This window comes from Halopseudomonas xinjiangensis, assembly GCF_900104945.1.
Classification (GTDB): domain Bacteria; phylum Pseudomonadota; class Gammaproteobacteria; order Pseudomonadales; family Pseudomonadaceae; genus Halopseudomonas; species Halopseudomonas xinjiangensis.
On record NZ_LT629736.1, the window covers coordinates 316344 to 334917 of the forward strand.

13 protein-coding genes are annotated in these 18574 nt (G+C 61.4%); 8 read left to right on the forward strand and 5 right to left on the reverse strand.

Features of this window, described 5'->3' with window-relative positions; genetic code table 11:
* Positions 1 to 421 precede the first annotated feature (421 nt).
* The 5 genes from BLT85_RS01490 to BLT85_RS01510 all read left to right on the forward strand — a co-directional run bounded on the left by BLT85_RS01490 (position 422) and on the right by BLT85_RS01510 (position 7643).
* Positions 422 to 1249: an efflux RND transporter periplasmic adaptor subunit gene (locus BLT85_RS01490; protein ID WP_093391485.1), complete on the forward strand. Its 828-nt coding sequence runs from the start codon at positions 422 to 424 to the stop codon at positions 1247 to 1249.
* Between the two features lie 267 nt (positions 1250 to 1516).
* Positions 1517 to 4510 (forward strand): transglycosylase domain-containing protein, encoded by a 2994-nt coding sequence (locus BLT85_RS01495; protein WP_093391486.1) that lies wholly within the window; start codon positions 1517 to 1519, stop codon positions 4508 to 4510.
* A gap of 117 nt (positions 4511 to 4627) precedes the next feature.
* The gene (locus BLT85_RS01500) at positions 4628 to 5452 is read left to right on the forward strand and encodes a helix-turn-helix domain-containing protein (protein WP_157718093.1); all 825 of its coding nucleotides are present in this window, start codon (positions 4628 to 4630) and stop codon (positions 5450 to 5452) included.
* Positions 5453 to 5577: 125 nt separating this feature from the next.
* Positions 5578 to 6657 carry a calcium/sodium antiporter gene (locus tag BLT85_RS01505; RefSeq protein WP_093391488.1) on the forward strand — a complete coding sequence of 360 codons (1080 nt, stop codon included), beginning with the start codon at positions 5578 to 5580 and terminating at the stop codon, positions 6655 to 6657.
* 137 nt (positions 6658 to 6794) lie between these two features.
* Positions 6795 to 7643 (forward strand): uroporphyrinogen-III synthase, encoded by an 849-nt coding sequence (locus tag BLT85_RS01510; protein ID WP_093391489.1) that lies wholly within the window; start codon positions 6795 to 6797, stop codon positions 7641 to 7643.
* Positions 7644 to 7784: 141 nt separating this feature from the next.
* On the opposite strand, the gene BLT85_RS01515 is transcribed toward BLT85_RS01510, so the two are convergent.
* On the reverse strand, positions 7785 to 9263 hold the full coding sequence (locus BLT85_RS01515; RefSeq protein ID WP_197673860.1) for an amidase: 1479 nt from the start codon (positions 9261 to 9263) through the stop codon (positions 7785 to 7787).
* Between the two features lie 173 nt (positions 9264 to 9436).
* On the opposite strand from BLT85_RS01515, the gene BLT85_RS01520 reads away from it, so the two are divergent.
* Both BLT85_RS01520 and BLT85_RS01525 read left to right on the forward strand, forming a co-directional pair.
* On the forward strand, positions 9437 to 11857 hold the full coding sequence (locus tag BLT85_RS01520) for an AAA family ATPase (RefSeq protein ID WP_407920154.1): 2421 nt from the start codon (positions 9437 to 9439) through the stop codon (positions 11855 to 11857).
* 698 nt (positions 11858 to 12555) lie between these two features.
* Positions 12556 to 13047, forward strand: coding sequence for a TIGR00645 family protein (locus BLT85_RS01525; protein ID WP_093391492.1), 492 nt, complete (start codon positions 12556 to 12558; stop codon positions 13045 to 13047).
* A gap of 48 nt (positions 13048 to 13095) precedes the next feature.
* Here BLT85_RS01525 and BLT85_RS01530 read toward each other — a convergent pair whose 3' ends face one another.
* The 4 genes from BLT85_RS01530 to BLT85_RS01545 all read right to left on the reverse strand — a co-directional run bounded on the left by BLT85_RS01530 (position 13096) and on the right by BLT85_RS01545 (position 16967).
* The gene (locus BLT85_RS01530; protein ID WP_093391493.1) at positions 13096 to 14220 is read right to left on the reverse strand and encodes a methyltransferase; all 1125 of its coding nucleotides are present in this window, start codon (positions 14218 to 14220) and stop codon (positions 13096 to 13098) included.
* Positions 14221 to 14310: 90 nt separating this feature from the next.
* Positions 14311 to 14721 (reverse strand): large-conductance mechanosensitive channel protein MscL, encoded by a 411-nt coding sequence (gene mscL, locus BLT85_RS01535; RefSeq protein ID WP_093391494.1) that lies wholly within the window; start codon positions 14719 to 14721, stop codon positions 14311 to 14313.
* A 35-nt stretch (positions 14722 to 14756) separates the two neighbouring features.
* On the reverse strand, positions 14757 to 16211 hold the full coding sequence (gene pap, locus BLT85_RS01540) for a polyphosphate:AMP phosphotransferase (RefSeq protein WP_093391495.1): 1455 nt from the start codon (positions 16209 to 16211) through the stop codon (positions 14757 to 14759).
* The gene (locus BLT85_RS01545) at positions 16212 to 16967 is read right to left on the reverse strand and encodes an EAL domain-containing protein (protein ID WP_197673861.1); all 756 of its coding nucleotides are present in this window, start codon (positions 16965 to 16967) and stop codon (positions 16212 to 16214) included.
* Positions 16968 to 17083: 116 nt separating this feature from the next.
* Between BLT85_RS01545 and radA the strand changes: the two genes are divergently transcribed.
* Positions 17084 to 18457, forward strand: coding sequence for a DNA repair protein RadA (gene radA, locus BLT85_RS01550; RefSeq protein WP_093397256.1), 1374 nt, complete (start codon positions 17084 to 17086; stop codon positions 18455 to 18457).
* The last annotated feature ends 117 nt before the right edge of the window (positions 18458 to 18574 follow it).

Consider the following 18574-nt stretch of genomic DNA (forward strand, 5'->3'; position numbering starts at 1 on the left):
CCGCTCCGCTCACCGAGCGGCTAAGACGGTCCTATGCCAGCTCGGTCTGCTCTTTTTCCTCTCGAAGCCCGAGCCGGTTCTCTAAATCTTGAACGGTTGCGTTTCACCGTGAACGATCGGCTGCGGCCTCCTTGATATGGCAGGGAATAACCGGATCAATGATCTCGCGACTGACCGCCTACCATGTTGCTGTCTTGCCGTTGATCCTGTTGCGGCCTCTGCCACTCGATCGACGACGTTCCCGTCCGTAAAACCAGCCTGCCGGCGTTGGAAATCATCAGACGTTTATCGCAAACGCCGGCGCTGCTATGACTCGCAGCTGCGGCTTTGCTCCTGATCAAGCCCCCACAACGAACAGCTTCCGCTAGCCCCATCCTTTGCGCGATGATTCGCCGAGAATCAGTAGCGGATTGAGGAATGAATGAACAAGCGCGCAAGAAGGGGGATTTGGCTGGTAGCACTGGTAATAGTGCTTGCCGTGGCATTGGCCGCAGGGTGGTACTGGACCCAACAAATCGAGACGCCACTGGGCGAGGCGGGGCAGGCAGGCGCGCTGCCCGAGCCGGTCATCCGTGAGTCTAAAGTCCAGCCCGGTGAGCAGGTACTGGTTGTGGCAGGGCAGTGGCGTGCACTGCGAGAGGCAACCGTGCGCACGCACAGTGCCGGCCAGATAGCCACCTGGAATGTGCAGGATGGCGCGATTGTCGAGGAGGGGGATCTGCTTGGGCAGATGGCCCTCGGCGATTTGCAGGCGCGGCGTGGGCAGGCGCAGGCGCGGGTGAATATCGCCAGGCACCAGGCTCGCACGCTGCGTCAGTTGGTCGCCGGTGGATATGAGCCTCAGGAGCGCCTGACGGCTGCTGAAGCCGAGCTGGAGAGCGCGCAGGCTGAGCTCGCCTCGGCTGAGCAAGCGATGGAGCTCATGCGCATTCGCGCGCCGATGGGCGGGCGGGTCAGCATTCTCGTGGAGTCTGGCGTGGACGTGCCGGAGGGCACAGATGTGGCGCATGTGGTCGACCGCGATCCGCTGCAGGCGGTCCTACGTGTGGAAGGTAAGCACGCGGCTCGGCTGAATGCAGGCGCGCTGGCGCGCCTGGACCTGCCAGGCGTCGGAACGGTCGAAGGACGGGTCATGTCAGTGAGCAAAACGACTGGCCAAAAAGATGGAGTGCGGGCGGAAATCGAGATTCCCAATCCGGACCATCTGCAACCTGCCGGGAGCTCAGTCGAAATCCGAACTCCGCTCTGACCACAGCTACCGTTCGGCGGATATTTTGGCCGCCGAACGGTAGGTTTTTCCCCATCCTGTTTCTCAGGAAAAATCCGTTTTCGATGGCTCTGTCGGGATCGGCGGACATTGCGTGGCTATCGTCTGCGAAGCCTCCATGAGCTGTTTTTACCGGAGCCTTTCGTACCCTTGATTATCCAGCTCTCGCCCGGTAAATCCGGCGCTGAACGGTCAAGCGTGCGGGTTGTCGCTCGGCTAGACTAGCCGCTCTGGCTCGTTGAGGGATCTATGCGGTTAAGAACGTGGTTGTTGTTGGGTGTTGCAGTGCTGGCCGGGGTCTATCTGATCCGCTATGAGTCCCATCATTCCTATTACCAATCTCTTTTTCTCAGCCGTTACGCCAAGGATCTGACCTTTCGCGTAGGAGACGGGCCGAGCGATGCCGTGCGCTTCCCGCAAAGCGGTCCGTTCGACGTGCGCCTGGGTTATACCGCCATCCCTCTATTGACGCCGCGGCTGCGCCAGCATGGCTTCGAGTTGACCAGCCAGGCGCGGCTGTCACCAGCAATGCTGCAGTATGTCGACTACGGCCTGTATCCGCCTTATCAGGAAAAAACCCAGGCCGGCCTGCAGGTGCTCGACTGCAAGGGCGATTCGATCTACGCGTTCCAATACCCACAGCGTGCCTATTCCGACTTCGATGCGGTTCCCGACCTGCTGCAGCGCAGCCTGCTGTTCATCGAGAATCGCCGCCTGCTTGCGCCGGGCCGCGACCGGGCGAACCCAGCGGTGGATTGGCCGCGCCTGGCCAGCGCCTCGCTGGCGCTGCTATCACGCCGTTTTGATGACGATGGTTCCACCCACGGTGCGAGCACCCTTGCCACGCAGATCGAGAAGTATCGCCATTCTCCGGAAGGTCGGACATTCGAGCCCAAGGACAAGCTGGTGCAGATGGCTTCGGCCAGCGTGCGCGCATATGGGCAAGGGCCCTACACCATCGAGGCGCGTCAACGCTTGGTCCTCGACTATCTGAATACTGTACCGCTGGCCGCCGCGCCGGGCTTCGGCGAGGTCAACGGCGTCGGTGACGCGGTATGGGTCTGGTTCGGCCGTGAATTCGACCGCTTCAATCAGGACCTGCAGGGAGACGCGGGCATCGAGGCGCAAGGCCAGGCCCTGCGCCAGGGCTTGGCGATCTTCGTCGCGCAGCGGCGCCCTTCCTATTACCTGCTTGCCGGCCGCGACGATCTCGCTGAACTGGTCGACAGCCACCTGAGGCTGCTTGCTCGTGACGGCATCATCGAAAAGGAGCTGCGTGATGCCGCGCTGGCTGCTTCGTTTGGCTTCCGCGAGCGCGGCCAGGCTTCCCGTATCCGGCCGGTGATCGAGGCCGACAAGGCGGTCACGGTGTCGCGTGTCCGTCTGGCCGGCCTGCTCGAACAGTCGCTGTATGCGGTAGACCGCATGGATTTGCGCGCCGGCAGCAGTCTGCATGCCGACCTGCAGAAGGCAGTCAGTCAATATATTGAAAACCTCGCGGACCCGGCCTTTGCCGAGCAGGCTGGCCTGTTCGGCGAACGCCTATTGTCGCCAGAAAAAGTCGCGGCGGTGCGCTACAGCTTCACGCTCATGCAGTATGACGGTGACGGCAATCAGGTACGCGTACAAACGGACAACACCGGTTTGCCGTTCGACCTTAATGAAGGTAGCAAGCTGGAGCTGGGTTCGACCGCCAAGCTGCGGGTGCTGGCGACCTATCTGCAGATCATCGCCGAGCTGCACGCGAGCCTCGCTGGCGCCGATGAAGCTGTGCTGCAGCAAGCTTTGGCCGAGCCGGAAGACCGCTTGAGCATATGGGTGGCGACGACCTTGCGCAGTCAGCCGGACATGCCGCTGCCGGAGCTGCTCGAAGCGGCACTGGAGCGGCGCTACTCTGCTTCGCCTGCCGAGCGATTCTATACCGGTGGCGGCGTGCAGCGTTTTCGCAACTTCCGCCGTGAGGACGATGGCCGTAATCCGACCATGCGTGAATCGCTGCGCGAGTCGATCAACCTGCCATTCGTCCGTCTGCAACGCGACATCGTGCGCTACAGCATTCATCAGGCCCACCGCGACAGTGCGGCGCTGCTCCAGGATGACCAGGATCCGCGGCGCGACGAATATCTTGCCCAGTTCGCCGATCGGGAAGGCCGTACCTTCATGCTGCGCTTCTGGCGCAAATACCAGAACAAGACTCAGGCCGAGCGGTTGAGCAGTTTCCTCGAAGGCCTGAGGCCGACCTCTACGCGTCTGGCAGCGGTGCATCGTTACCTGTATCCGGATGCATCGCAGGAGGACTTCGCCGGGTTCGTGCGCAGCCGTACCGAAGAAGTCATCAGTGACAAGCGTATCGAGGATCTCTACGAGGCTTACGGGCCGGGCAAGTACAGCCTGCCGGACCAGGGTTACATCGCCAGGGTTCACCCGCTCGAACTGTGGTTGCTCGGCTATCTGATCCGCAACGAGGGCGCCATTTTCTCCGATGCGGTTCAGGCCAGTCAGGCCGAGCGCCAGGAAGTCTATGGGTGGCTGTTTCGCACGCGTCACCGCAGCGCGCGTGACAACCGCATTCGCACCATGCTGGAAGTCGAGGCCTACCTCGACATCCATGCGCGCTGGCAGGCGATGGGCTACCCGTTCGATCATCTAGTGCCCTCGCTGGGCACGGCGCTGGGAAGCTCCGGCGACCGGCCGGCTGCGCTTGCCGAGCTGATGGGCATCATTCAGAACGGCGGAATCCGCTACCCCACGGCGCGCATCACGGAGCTGCACTTTGGCGAGGGTACGCCCTACGAAACGCATTTCCAGCGCGCGCCGGCGCAGGGTCGTCAGGTGCTGGTGCCTGAGGTGGCCGCTGCCTTGCGTGAAGCGCTTTCGCAGGTGGTTGAAGATGGCACCGCGCGCCGGCTGCAGGGCACCTTCCGCGCAGCGGACGGGTCGGAGCTTTCCATCGGCGGCAAGACCGGCACCGGTGACAATCGTATTCACACCGTGGCTTCGTCCGGCATGTCCACGGGTAGTCAGGTGCTGAACCGCACGGCAACCTTTGTGTTCTTCATTGGCGATGACCATTTTGGAACGCTTACTGCATTTGTGCCGGGACAGGCGGCAGGTAACTTCCGCTTCACGTCGGCGCTGCCGGTACAGGTGTTGAAAGGCATGGCGCCTATGCTCACCGCCTACTTCGAAAACAGTCAGGCCGCTTGTAGCGCGCCGGCCGTGGAGATGGCCGCGCTGGATTGACATCGCTGGCCCGTTGACCTAAACCGTATGAACTGCGGCGGTGCCGTGGTCGAGATATTCAGGGTGCGGAGCGCCCGGGCAGTAGATAACAATAAAACCGAGCAGAAGGAGGGCAGCGTGGCGAGCCTTGCCGAACCCAGCCTGGCGAAGTCGGTGGCCGATGCAGCGCGTCCGGATAATCTCTACGTGTTCGCGCGCTATACTTTTTTCTACACTACGCCGCATCATCGTCCGTTCCGGTTGCAGCCGCATAGCGCAACCATATTGCTAAACGCCTATGGCGAGCCGTTCAAGGTCATGGTGGGCAAGCGCAGCTACTCTACTCGCGCGATTGCCTTCGGCTCGCTGGTGAGCCGTCAGATCATTGCCCCGTCCAGCGGGCTCATCGCGTTGTTCGTCATGCCGGAGTCGCCCTTGTTTCCGCGGTTCGTTTCTCTCGGCCCGGAACGGTTTCGCCTGCTCGACAGGGATGCGCTTGCCACAGCGGACGAGGACTTCGTCGCGCTATACGAAGGGCACGCCGAGCAGGACCAGGCAATGCGTGCCTACCAGCGGCTCACCGGCTTGCTGGGCGAGGGCGGCACCGATGCCACGACCTGGCATCGGGCGCGCGAACTGATGCAGCTGATCGCCGAGAACCCGGGTCTCAGTCTCGAAGAACTCGCCGCGGCGCACCGCATTACCTATTCATGGATGTCCCGGCTGTTTTCGCATTCGGTCGGCATTCCTCTGCGCGACTACAAGAACTGGCTCCGGCGACGCAAGGTCTGGGAGTTGCTCGCCACCAATCTGTCCCTTACCGAGATAGCCCACCGTGCCGGGTTCAGCGATTCCGCGCATCTTTCACGTACCTACCGTCGCTGGTTCGGCATGACGCCCTCGGAAAGTCGTCGGCGGAAGAATGTCCGGTATTTTTCCTTTCCCTTCGACGGCCACAGATAAGCCGGGTCGGCGACATTCGCCGTTACAGCAAATTTGGTGCCGGGCAGATTCGCTTCGTCCGGCGCCATGCTAGATTTGCCGGCGGCGTGTCAGCGCTTTAAAAAACAAGACAATCGAGGTGGTCCATGAGTTTGACGGTGATGGTGCTGTTCGCGGTAGGCCTGGTGCTACTGGTGGCCGGGGCGGAAGTTCTGGTAAAAGGCGCGTCGCGACTCGCGGCCGGCTTTCGCATCTCCCCGCTGGTCATCGGTCTGACCGTCGTGGCGTTCGGCACCAGCGCGCCTGAAATGGCGGTGAGCGCCGGAGCGGCTGTTGCTGGCCAGGGTGACATTGCTCTGGGCAACGTGCTCGGTAGCAATATCTTCAACGTGTTGTTCATCCTCGGACTTGCCGCTCTGATCTCACCGCTGGTCGTATCGCGGCAACTGATCCGCCTGGATGTGCCGCTGATGATCGGCGCAACCGTGCTAGTCATCCTCCTCTCGCTCGACGGTGAGCTGGGCTTGCTCGATGGCGCGTTGCTGATGGCCTCGATCATCGGCTACACCGGGTTCCTCGTGATCAGCAGTCGCCGGGCGAACCGTCCGGGTGATGCCGAGGAACTGGGCGTACCGGACGCCGAGCACAGCGGCTCGATGCCGATGAATGTGCTGTTCATCATTGGTGGTCTGGTGATGCTGGTGCTGGGTGCGCGCTGGCTGGTTGACGGCGCAGTCTCCATGGCCACCGCGTTCGGCCTGTCCGAACGGGTGATAGCGCTGACTATCGTCGCCGCCGGCACCTCGTTGCCGGAGGTGGCGACATCGGTCATCGCGAGCATCCGTGGTCAGCGTGACATCGCGGTGGGCAACGTGGTTGGCAGCAACCTGTTCAACCTGCTGGCTGTGCTGGGTCTCGCCGGCCTACTGTCGCCGGACGGCGTGCAGGTGTCCGACGCTGTGCTGCGCTTCGACATGCTGGTTGCGCTGGCGGTAGCAATCGCCTGTCTGCCGATCTTCTTCAGTGGCTTTCGCATCACCCGCTGGGAAGGGCTGTTATTCCTTGCGTATTACGTGGTGTACACCGGGCATCTGGTCATGGCTGCTACCGGTTCGGTTGCCCTCGGCGGCCTGCAATCGGCGGTGCTGTATTACGCATTGCCGCTTACGGCGCTGACGCTTCTGGTGTTGATGGTGCAGGGTTGGCGTGAGCGTCACAAACATTAACCGGAAAGATTGCTTCGGTGCGCCGTTCGCAGGCACGTTATTCCACGGTCCTGCGAAGGCCCAGGGCGCCGAGGCGGCTTTGCAAAGTGGATCGCGGCCCGCACAATGGCTGCTCGACCACTGACAAGGGGCTGCCCATGACGTCTGACGCACTTCCGCTATCCGGCCGCCGTATCGCGTTGCCTGAGAGCCGCGAACTGGATCTGTTTGCCGACATGCTGATCAAGCGCGGGGCAGGCGTCCTTCGCTGTCCGTTGGTATCCATCCATGACGCGCCGGATCAGGCGCCGGTGCTTGCCTGGTTGCAGGAGTTCGTGGAAAACCCCGGCGATGACCTGGTTCTGCTTACGGGTGAAGGGCTGCGCCGGCTGGTGACCAGTGCCGAGCGTGCCGGCGGCGATCTGGCGCAGCGCTTCATAGGCCGCCTTGGCGAGGTCCGCAAGATAACGCGTGGACCCAAGCCGGGCGCTGCGCTGCGCAAGCTTGGGCTCAAAGCCGATGTGGTCGCGGTGGAGCCGACTACCGAGGGCGTGATCAAGACCCTGGAACAGGAAGACCTAAAAGGGCGGCGCATTGCAGTGCAGCTCTACGGCAGCGAACCCAACGACCTGCTGATGGGCTTTCTCTCCCGTGCCGGGGCCGAAGTCACCAGCGTGTCACCCTACATCTATGCCGATCACATCGAGGACGAGCAGGTTGAGGGCCTGATCACGGCGCTGATCAATCACGAAGTCGATGCCATTGCCTTCACCAGCGCAACGCAGGTGCGACGGATGTTCCAGATTGCCCGCCGCGTCGAGACTGAAGAAGCGCTACATCGGGCATTGGCTGCGATCAAGGTTGCCGCGGTAGGGCCGGTCGTGGCGGAAGAGCTGACCGAGCGGGGCGTGGGCGTTGATCTGATGCCGGAAAGCAGCTACTTCATGAAGCCCCTGGTTCGGGAGCTGGTGAAGGCATTTACCGGGCATGAGGATACTCAAGTCTAGGCAGGCAGCTGGGGCGGCGATCGGTGCAGGCTTCTTCGCGGCCGGGTCCGCTTCTACGCCATGTGATGTGTAGGAGCGCACCTGGGCGCGAAGCGGCCTAGCGGACAACTAGCAAGCCCGACCCTTCCGCGCCTGACCGGTTCACTCCGCCTCGGTCGCCATCGCCGGCCAGCGATCCTTCCACGGCCTGGCCTGCTCCAGCTGCGATGCCAGCTGCAACAGCCGACCTTCGCTTCCCACCGGGCCGCAGAATTGCACGCCGAGCGGCAGTCCTTTTTCTGTCCAGTAGAGCGGAACGGACATGGCTGGCGTGCCGGTCAGGTTGGCCAGCTGGGTAAAAGGCACATAGGTCAGATTCTTGCGAGCCATATCGTTGACCATGTTGTCGAGCATGCCCCAGCGCGACAGGGTCGGTAGCGCGCCGGATCTGAGCATGTTGTGCAGCAACTTGGCCTGGCGGGTGGGTATTTGTGCCTGCTCATGGCGGATCGGTGGATGCGCCAGCGTCGGGGTAAGGAAAAGATCATGCTGCTGATAGAACTGGCCCAGCGCCTGGCTGAAACTGTTCCACTGGCGATGGCTGGCAACGTAGCGCGCGCTGCTCATGCTGCGGCCGAACGCTGCCAGCACGCGAGTCAGCAGCTCGAATTCCTCATCACGTGCGCCCATGGTGCGGGCTTCGTCCAGCGTGGCGGCCACCTGGCCGAAGTACAGCATCAGGTAGCTGCGCGCCAGGGCCTGCCCGTCATAGTCCGGCTCGGCCTCGACCACTTCATGTCCCAACGATTGCAGCAGTGCCACGGTTTCCTCGACCGCCTTGATCGCCTCCGGATGCACCGGCGTGTCCACGGGCGATCGGGTGGAGAAGCCGATTCGCAGTGTGCCCGGTTCGCGCTGGGCGAGGTTGACGAAGCTGTCCTGGGCGCCGGCAATCTGGAACGGATCGCCAACGTTTGGCCCCGCCAGCACGTCCAGAGCCAGCGCAGAATCGCGTACGCTGCGGCTGACGACGCCATCGCTCGAAGCGCCTTCCCAGATTTCCGCTGCTGCCGGGCCCACCGAGACGCGGCCGCGGGTTGGACGCAAGCCGAACAGACCGCAGCAGGCCGCGGGGATTCGGATGGACCCGCCGCCATCATTCGCTCCCGCCATCGGCACGATGCCGGCTGCGACCGCGGCAGCCGAGCCGCCGCTGGAGCCACCTGGGGTATGCGCGGTGTTCCAGGGGTTAACCGTACGCCCGAATGCCTCCGGGTCGGTGACGCCCTTGAGCGCCAGTTCCGGGGTGTTGGTCTTGCCGAAGATCACCGCGCCCGCGTCGAGCAGCCGTTGCACGATATGCGAATGGCGCCGGGCCGGGATGCGGCTGAACACGGTGCTGCCGTTGCCCGTAGGCATCCCGGCGTAATCCTGAATGGCGTCCTTGATCAGAAACGGCACGCCGGCAAGCGGGCCGGCGAGCGGTTCGCCTACACGCTTGCGCGCGATATCGATCATCGGCTGGCAGACGGCGTTGAGCTGGGGATTCAGGCGATGGTACCGGGCCAGGGCCAGGTCCAGTAATTCTTTCGGGGTGGCGTGCTGTTCGCGGATCAGACGGGCCAGATCCGTTGCATCCATGCTGCTGTATTCCTGCGGGCTCATACGGCGCGGCCTCTGCTTGTTGTTATGGAAGCGAGGTTCTATTAAAGCTGTGTGACAGATTACGTCAAGCGGTTCGATGATTTACTCTTGTCAGGGTTGGGTCGCATAACAACAATGCTTCCTAAGTTACCTCTGCCCAAGGACGTTTGATGACCAACGAAGCCGCTCCGCTGCGCCTGTCCCCCGAACAGCTTACCGCTCCCATTGACCTCGGAAGCCTCGGCTTCGTTACCACCGATGACCTCGATCCATTCCGCGGCATTCTCGGACAGGACCGTGCGGTTGAGGCGCTTCAGTTCGGTGTGGCCATGCACCGCCCTGGCTACAACGTGTTCGTGATGGGTGAGCCCGGTACCGGACGCTTCTCCTACGTGATGCACTACCTGCGGGCCGAGGCCAAGCGCCAGATATGTCCCGAGGACTGCGTTTACGTCAACAATTTCGAAGAACCGCGCGAGCCCTGGGTGCTCAATCTGTCGCCGGGCACGGCGAGCGAGTTGCTGGATGATATCGAGAAGCTGATCGATAACCTGCTGGCGACCTTCCCGGCGGTCTTCGAACATCCCGCGTTTCAGCAGAAGAAGAGCGCCATTGACCGCGCTTTCAATCAGCGCTACGACAAGGCTATTGATACGGTCGAGCGAAAGGCACTGGAGCACAGCATCGCGGTGTATCGTGATGCGCAGAACATCGCTTTTACGCCCATGAAGGATGGCAAGGCGCTGGACGAGGCGGAGTTCGCCCAACTGCCTGAAGCCGAGCGTGAACAGTTCCATCTCGATATCGCCGAGCTCGAGGAAGTACTCAACGAGTCGCTGTCCAGCCTTCCACAATGGAAACGCGAGTCGAGCAATCAACTGCGCGAGCTCAATGAACAAACCATCAACGAGGCTATCGGGCCCTTGCTTGATCCGTTACTCGACCGGTATCAGGGGAATCCGCGAGTTTGCGATTATTTGCAGGCCATGCGTAACAACCTGCTCAAGACCGTCATAGATCAGCTGGTCGAAGAGCGCGCGCTGGAAGCGCGACCCGATGCATATAAGAAGCTGCTGCTTACCGAGCAATATTCGCCGAGCCTGATCGTAGGACATCCGGCCTGCGGCGGGGCGCCGGTGGTGCATGAGCCGCATCCGTCCTACGACAACCTGTTTGGTCGCATCGAATACAGCTCGGAGCAGGGTGCCCTGGTCACCAGCTATCGGCATATCCGTCCCGGTGCATTGCACCGCGCCAACGGCGGCTATCTGGTAATCGAGGCGGAAAAACTGCTCGGTGAGCCCTTCGTCTGGGAGGCGCTCAAGCGTGCGCTGCATTCCAGACAGCTGAAAACCGAATCGCCCTGGGCCGAGCTTGGCCGATTGACCACGGTCACCTTGACGCCCCAGGTCATTCCGCTGTCCGTCAAGCTGGTGCTGATCGGCTCGCGTCACGTGTATTACACCTTGCAGGACCTGGATCCGGACTTTCAGGAGATGTTTCGCGTGCTGGTCGATTTCGACGAGGACCTGCCGCGCACCGCCGACAGCATCGAGGGCATGGCTCAACTGCTGAAGACCCGGACGTCCGAGGAGGGCTTGTCCCCGCTGACGGCCGCTGCGGTCGCCCGTGTGTTGACCTACAGCGCGCGATTGGCGGAGCATCAGCAGCGACTGTCTGCGCGTATCAGCGACATTTTCCAGCTGGTCGCCGAGGCTGACTTCATCCGCCAGCTCGCAGGAGATCCGCTGACCGATACGGGGCATATCGAGCGTGCGCTGCGAGCCAAGGAAACCCGCACCGGACGCGTCAGTGCGCGGATCCGCGAGGATATGCTGTCAGGGGTGATCCTGATCGATACCGACGGTGCCGCGGTAGGCAAATGCAACGGCCTGACAGTACTCGAGGTCGGTGATTCGGTGTTTGGCGTTCCCGCGCGGATCAGCGCGACGGTTTACCCGGGCGGTAATGGCATCGTCGACATCGAACGGGAAGTCAATCTGGGGCAGCCGATCCACTCCAAGGGCGTGATGATTCTGACCGGTTACCTTGGCAGCCGCTTCGCTCAGCATTTTCCGTTGGAAATCTCCGCCAGCATCGCGCTCGAGCAATCCTACGGTTACGTGGACGGCGACAGTGCCTCGCTGGGCGAGGTATGCGCGCTGATCTCCGCGTTGTCGCGCACGCCCCTCAAACAGTCTTTCGCGATTACCGGCTCGATCAACCAGTTTGGCGAAGTGCAGGCTGTCGGTGGGGTGAACGAAAAGATCGAGGGTTTCTTCCGCCTGTGTCAGGCGCGTGGGCTCACCGGAGAACAGGGCGCTATCATTCCGCATTCCAACGTACCTAATCTGATGCTCGACCAGTCCGTGCTCGACGCCGTCAAGGAAGGTCTCTTCGCGATCTATGCCGTGCGGCACGTCGACGAAGCCATGGCGCTGTTGTCGGGGCAGGAGGTCGGTTCCGCCAACGACCGTGGCGAATATCCTGCCGGCAGCGTCAACGCGTTGGTGGTCGAGCGGCTGCGGGAAATATGCGAGCGAGACCAGGAGCGCGAGGAGGATAGCGACACCGACACGCAAAAGGACTGATCAGTCCTTGATCAACCGGACCGGAGCCGCATGGCATCTGGTCCGGCCCCCCCTTTAATCATCTTACCAACAGACTTATACACAGATTATGTGGACGGCTCGTGCAGCTAGCATCGACCCTGTATGGCTGTCAATCCTTGACATTGAGACGACTAAACATTTCTTTCGGGGAAAAGTTCCCCGCTTCGCTTGGGTCCGCTGTGGCCGGTCGCGGGGCTTGGTCTGGCCGACAAGCGGTCGCTGTCGGTGCTGGTTGTCTGATTTTACTTAACTTTATGTTTTTAAAAAGAATACCGGAAGTTGTGGGCGGCGCCGCAGCGTGCAATGCGCGCAACGCGGCGTCCGGAGCGCGATGCTTCCGAAGCGAGCATTCCGGTGTTTCTGCCGGGGCAGGACGCCCGGTAGCCTGCGTTTGCTGAGTTTTGATCGCTTTTTGACCGTTTCGGCGAAACGCTGTGCGTAGCTGGCCTTCGAGGCGAAGTCGAGGCGCTGCCCACAGAGTTATCCACAAGTTCTGTGGACAGGTTTAACGCCCCGTTTTTGTCCATGCTTGATATCGTAGTGCCTTCATCCGAGGCCGGGCTGTCGGCTGACTTCGCAGCATCTGGAAGTGAATTGCTTCTCCGTTTGGGTTGGTGGTGTTTTATGATGTCGCCCCTGGCTGCGGTGGCGGCTTCGAATCTGGAGGCAAGCGGTTAATGGAACGTATTTTCGAAAACCTGATGTACTCGGCGCGCTGGATCCTGGCGCCGATCTATCTGGGTCTCTCGCTGGCTCTGCTGGCGCTGGCAGTGAAATTCTTTCAGGAGGTCTTTCATCTCCTGCCGCACATCCTCGAAGTGGCTGAAGCGGATCTGATTCTGGTCGTCCTGTCCCTGGTGGACATGGCGCTGGTCGGCGGCCTGCTGGTGATGGTGATGATCTCCGGCTACGAAAACTTCGTATCCCAGCTCGACATCGATGAGGGCAAGGAGAAGCTAAGCTGGCTGGGCAAGATGGATTCCAGTTCGCTGAAGATGAAGGTGGCGGCCTCGATCGTCGCCATTTCGTCGATTCATTTGCTCAAGGTGTTCATGAACGCCACCAATATCGAGAACGACAAGCTCATGTGGTACGTGATTATCCATATGACGTTTGTGCTTTCGGCGTTCGGCATGGGACTGCTGGACAAGCTCACTCACAAGCACTGAGACCGGCCAGCGGTATCATCGAATGGGCGTGAACAGGCGCCAAGACGCTCAGCCCTTGGTAGCCTCAAGCACGACGAACTTGGAGGTCGCCCCCAGCTGCTTCACATCTTTGAACAGTCGCTTCAGGGTGACGTGATAGCCCAGATGCCGGTTGCCGACGATGATCAGCCGGCCGCCCTCGGCCAGCGCCGCTCGGCTCTGCCTGAATAGCCCCTGGGCTATCTCGTCGCCAACGACCTGTTGCTGATGAAACGGCGGATTGCACAGAATCAGGTCGGCGCTGCCCGGCCGGGTATCGATCAGGCCGTCGGAGACGATGAAGTCAGCGTCCCGATCACCGAACGCCGCACGTGCATTGAGCCGGGCCGAGGCGACCGCTGCGTAGGACTCGTCGACAAAGGTGACCTGGGCCTGGGGGTTGCGCAGCGCTGCGACGATGCCCAGCGCGCCGTTGCCGCAGCCAAGGTCGATGATGTGACGAGCGGTCGGGTCTACCGGGATATGCGGAAGCAGGGCGCGCGTGCCGATATCGAGCCTGTCCCGTGAGAACACTCCCGGCAGGTTGATCAGTGCGACGTCTGCTTCCGGCAGCGGATACCGTGTACTGAGGTCAGGGGTCGATTCACCCAGCGCCGGGTCCAGCGTTGCCGTCAGCAGCCGCGCCTTTTTCCACCCGAGCGAAGCCTGATACGGGCCGATGTGTTTTGCCAGCAGGTCGCCCGCGCTGGGCGGCAGATGCTTGATCATCGCTGCGGCCACCACCTTAGCCCCAGGCTCAAGATGCGGACGCAGTGCGACCAGTTGCTGCTCGAGCAGGGTCAGGCTCTTGGGTATGCGCAACAACACGCGGTCGACGCTTCCTTCGGGGACGTGCTGGCTATCGATAACCGGAACGGCGTCTTCAGGAAGGCCGTTTTTCCTCAGATTCTGGCGCAGGGCGCGTTCGGCCAAGTGCGAGTCTCCCCAGGCCTGCGGCGACTGGCCAGCCAATGCGCAGCCCAGCGCGCCGAACTGATCATTCACCACAAGCACCCTGCCGCTTGGCGAAGGGTCTTCGGCTAGCGCGTTGAGCAGGTACAGGTCAGCCGCATCGAATGGTTGCAGCGTCGGATTCCGCGTCGGGGGGTAGCGCTCGAGCTGTACGGTTCCGAACGGCGTATCGCAGTTATGCATGGGACGGTCAGGCCTGGGATGGATGGCGCAGTATAACCCAGGCCGTAGACGCCGGCTGAGCAGCTCCGCTCGGCCGGCCCGGGACGTCGTTCAATCGCGCTGTTGCGCCTTGAGCAGATCGCGGATGTCCGTCAGCAATACTTCCTGCTTGCTCGGCGGATTGGGTGGTGGCGGAACATCAGCTTCCTTGCGGCGCATGCTGTTGATGACCTTCACGGCAATGAATACGGCGAGCGCGACGATAAGAAAGTCGATGACGTTCTTGATGAACAGTCCGTAGCCAAGGGTCACTGCGGCCTGACCGCCCTCGGCTTCGCGCAGTACGACGGCGAGATCGACAAAATCCACGCCGCCGATCAGCATGCCCAGCGGCGGCATGAAAATGTCCGCTACCAGCGAAGAAACGACCTTGTTGAACGCCGCGCCGATGATGATACCCACGGCCATGTCGATGACATTGCCGCGCATGGCGAAGCTCTTGAATTCACTCAGCAGGCTCATTGTTTCCTCAGCAACAAGATTTCATGGCGTGGAGCCTAGCGTAACCCGAGCGCTGTCTCCAGACTTTCGCAGACGATACGCAGCGTTTCGACCCGCGCGTAGCGCTTGTCTTCTGCCGGAATCAGGTGCCAGGGCGCCTTTGGCGTGCTGGTGCGCATCACCATGTCATTCATTGCCTGCTGGTAGGCCGGCCATTGCTTGCGATTGCGCCAGTCTTCCTCGGTCAGCTTGTAGCGTTTGACTGGCGACTGCTCACGTGCTTCGAAGCGTTGCAGCTGCTCTTTTTCGCTGATCGCCAGCCAGAACTTGACGATCACCGTGCCGGAGTCGAGGAGCTGACGCTCGAAGTCGTTGATTTCGGCGTAAGCGCGGCGCCAATCGTTATCCGCCGCAAAACCTTCGACACGCTCGACCAGCACCCGTCCGTAGTAGCTGCGATCGAACACCACCACGGAGCCAGGGCTGGGAATGCGTCGCCAGAAGCGCCACAGATATGGATGGCTCCGCTCCTCGGCAGTCGGTGCGCTGGTGCCGTGCACACGCAGGTAGCGCGGATCGAGACATTCGGTGATGCGGCGGATCGAACCGCCCTTGCCGGCGGCGTCGGTGCCCTCGAATACCAGCAGCAGGCTGCGCTCAGCGAAGCCGGGATGTCGGATCAGCTCGCGCAGTCGTTTCTGATACTGCTCGAGCTGCTCCTTGTAAACTGGCTTGTCCAACGCCTTGCTGAAATCCAGCTGATCCTGCAGGCGGTCGGGGGAGCCTATCCAGTGAACCGGTGGCTGTTCGTCATCGCTTTCCATGAGCCTGACGCTGGCTTCCAGCACCAGTTCGCCAATGCGCATGTCGCGATAATCGGAATCGTGGCTGTGTACCTGATGCCAGGGGGCTAGCTCGGTCGAGGTCAGCTCGCGCATCCGCGCCGCCGCGGTGCGAACATCTTCGTAGTCTGCGGCGCTGAACTCGCCCCACTCGCGCATGGCGACAGGCTGTTCGCTGGGATCGAGGGCCAGGCGCTGCTGCTCACTGGCGTGCCGGGGCGTCAGATGCAGCCACAGTTTGATAATGCCGACACCTTCGGCGATCAGCAGCTGCTCGAAACGAACCAGCTCACACATGTGTTCGTCGAACTGTTCGCGACTGATTTCCCCCCGGCTGTACTGCATCAGCGGTTGGTGGTACCAGGAACCAAGATAAAATCCGATCTCGCCATCGGGCGGCAGGCTGCGCCAGTAACGCCACAGTCTCGGCATCCTGGCGTCGATAGCCTGAGGCAGGCTGAACGCGCGGGTGTTCAAGTGACGATTATCCAGCCGCTTGTAAAAGGCATAGATCGCCTCGGCCTTGCCGGCAAAATCGTTACCGCTGATCAATACCAGCAGCGGCCCGCGGCCGGACCGGCGCAGTTCATACTGTGCGTCGAGCAGGGCTTCGGTCAGCGCCGCGTCCAGCTTTTTAAGATCTTTCTTCGATAGCTTGGTTTCGCTCATCTATGGCCAGTTCACCTCGGGGAGCTGCTCGAATGCGGGTTTGGCGAACAGATAACCCTGGAACAGGTGGATGCCGAGTCCCTTGAGAAAGTCTAGCTCGCCGATACTTTCAATGCCTTCGGCGATAATGGTGATGTTGAGAGTCCTGGCGACGCCGACAATTCCCTGAACGATAGCCTGGCGCACTGGGTGCGAGTCGATATCGCGGATGATTTCCATGTCCAGCTTGATGATGTCCGGCTGGAATTCCGCCAACAGGTTCAGCCCTGAGTAGCCCGCACCGAAGTCGTCGATGGCGGTCTGGAAGCCTTGTCGCTTGTATTCGGTCATGATGGATTTGAGGTGAGTCTTTTCCACCATGCGCTCGTTTTCGGTTACCTCGAAAATCAACCGGTCGGTCGGAAACCCGACCCGACGCGCCACTTCCAGGGTTGCGCGGATGCAGGTGGCGGCCTGATAGACGGCGTTGGGCAGGAAATTGATGCTGACGAAGCAGGGTATTCCCAGCCGAGCTGCGAGCTCCACTGCCTTGACTCGGCAAGACTGGTCGAACGTGTAGCGATTGTCCGGTGTAACCTGAGCCAAAATGCCCAGGGCACCGCTGCCATCCAGACCTCTGACCAGCGCCTCATAAGCGAAGACGGTCTTGTCACGGATGTCGACGATCGGCTGGAAAGCCATGGTGAAATCGAAGCCGAGCGATTCGCCGTTTTGGCAGGCGGAGCAAGGTTTGGGCTTTTGTGAAGCGCTAGACATACAATAAGTTCCTTTTTTTCCCCAGCCCCACATTATAGTGAAATCCATTTAGGGGCCATGATGTGACAATAGAATGATGGCTAAGTGCCTTCATCTGACCAATGCAGGAGATTTTTTTGGCTAAAAGCAAGCGGATCTACGGCTGCACGGACTGCGGCGCCACCTCAAGCAAATGGTCGGGCCAATGCGCCGAATGCCAGGCGTGGAATACCCTGATCGAAACCGTGGTCGACACCACGCCTACCGGCGGCAGTGGGGCCGGGCGCACCAGCAACTGGGCTGGCGAACAGGCCCAGGTCCGAACGCTGGCCGAGGTTTCCACCGAGGAGATGCCACGTCAGGCCAGCGGTTCGTCGGAGCTGGACCGCGTGCTCGGGGGCGGCCTGGTCGCCGGTTCGGTAGTGCTGATCGGCGGTGATCCGGGCATCGGTAAGTCGACCATTCTTCTTCAAACGTTGTGCCGCCTGGCTCAGGACATGCCGGCGCTCTATGTTACCGGTGAGGAGTCCCAACAGCAGGTGGCCATGCGCGCCAGACGACTGGGCTTGCCGGAAGACCGGCTCAAGGTGATGACCGAAACCTGCATCGAGAGCATCGTCGCTACGGCGCGGCGTGAGCAGCCGAAGGTCATGGTGGTCGACTCGATTCAGACTATTTTTACCGAGCAGTTGCAGTCTGCGCCTGGGGGTGTTGCCCAGGTGCGCGAGAGTGCGGCGCTCTTGGTGCGCTATGCCAAGCAGAGCGGTACGGCGATCTTTCTGGTGGGTCACGTTACCAAGGAAGGCGCACTGGCCGGGCCGCGGGTGCTCGAACACATGGTCGACACCGTGCTGTATTTCGAAGGCGAGTCCGACGGGCGCCTGCGCATGCTGCGCGCCGTGAAGAATCGCTTCGGCGCGGTTAACGAGCTCGGCGTCTTCGCCATGACGGACAAGGGCTTGAAGGAGGTTTCCAATCCGTCGGCGATATTCCTGTCGCGATACGAGGCCCCAATTCCGGGCAGTGTGGTGATGTCGACATGGGAAGGATCGCGTCCGATGCTGGTCGAGGTGCAGGCGCTGGTCGATACCAGTCATCTCGGTAATCCACGCCGGGTCACGGTGGGACTGGATCAGAATCGCCTGGCCATGCTCCTGGCGGTGTTGCATCGTCATGGCGGCGTGGCGACCTATGATCAGGACGTGTTCGTCAACGTGGTCGGTGGGGTAAAGGTGCTGGAAACCGCGTCCGATCTGGCGTTGCTCGCCGCCGTCATGTCCAGCCTGCGCAGCCGGCCCTTGCCGATGGATCTGATGGTGTTTGGCGAACTGGGTCTTTCAGGAGAAATACGGCCCGTGCCGAGCGGTCAGGAGCGGCTGAAGGAAGCAGCCAAGCATGGCTTCACGCGGGCGATCGTCCCCAAGGGGAACGCGCCGAAGGAAAACCCCAAGGGGATGACGGTAGTCCCGGTCACCCGGCTGGATGAAGCATTGTCAGCGATTTTCGAGTAGCTCCGTTCGCACTCATGCCCACTGCTGCACGGATTCGTCCTGGCAGTTGTGGGCAGGCCCGCCGAGGCGGGGATGCGAAGGGCAGCTCCATGCTGTTCTGGTGCACCGCCCCGGCCA

Excerpts from the sequence above, each read along its gene's own strand:
- BLT85_RS01490 (WP_093391485.1), top strand. The coding sequence starts at position 422 with ATGAACAAGCGCGCAAGAAGGGGGATTTGGCTGGTAGCACTGGTAATA.
- BLT85_RS01495 (WP_093391486.1), top strand. The coding sequence starts at position 1,517 with ATGCGGTTAAGAACGTGGTTGTTGTTGGGTGTTGCAGTGCTGGCCGGG.
- BLT85_RS01505 (WP_093391488.1), top strand. The coding sequence starts at position 5,578 with ATGAGTTTGACGGTGATGGTGCTGTTCGCGGTAGGCCTGGTGCTACTG.
- BLT85_RS01510 (WP_093391489.1), top strand. The coding sequence starts at position 6,795 with ATGACGTCTGACGCACTTCCGCTATCCGGCCGCCGTATCGCGTTGCCT.
- BLT85_RS01515 (WP_197673860.1), bottom strand. The coding sequence starts at position 9,263 with ATGGATGCAACGGATCTGGCCCGTCTGATCCGCGAACAGCACGCCACC.
- BLT85_RS01520 (WP_407920154.1), top strand. The coding sequence starts at position 9,437 with ATGACCAACGAAGCCGCTCCGCTGCGCCTGTCCCCCGAACAGCTTACC.
- BLT85_RS01525 (WP_093391492.1), top strand. The coding sequence starts at position 12,556 with ATGGAACGTATTTTCGAAAACCTGATGTACTCGGCGCGCTGGATCCTG.
- BLT85_RS01530 (WP_093391493.1), bottom strand. The coding sequence starts at position 14,220 with ATGCATAACTGCGATACGCCGTTCGGAACCGTACAGCTCGAGCGCTAC.
- mscL (WP_093391494.1), bottom strand. The coding sequence starts at position 14,721 with ATGAGCCTGCTGAGTGAATTCAAGAGCTTCGCCATGCGCGGCAATGTC.
- pap (WP_093391495.1), bottom strand. The coding sequence starts at position 16,211 with ATGAGCGAAACCAAGCTATCGAAGAAAGATCTTAAAAAGCTGGACGCG.
- BLT85_RS01545 (WP_197673861.1), bottom strand. The coding sequence starts at position 16,967 with ATGTCTAGCGCTTCACAAAAGCCCAAACCTTGCTCCGCCTGCCAAAAC.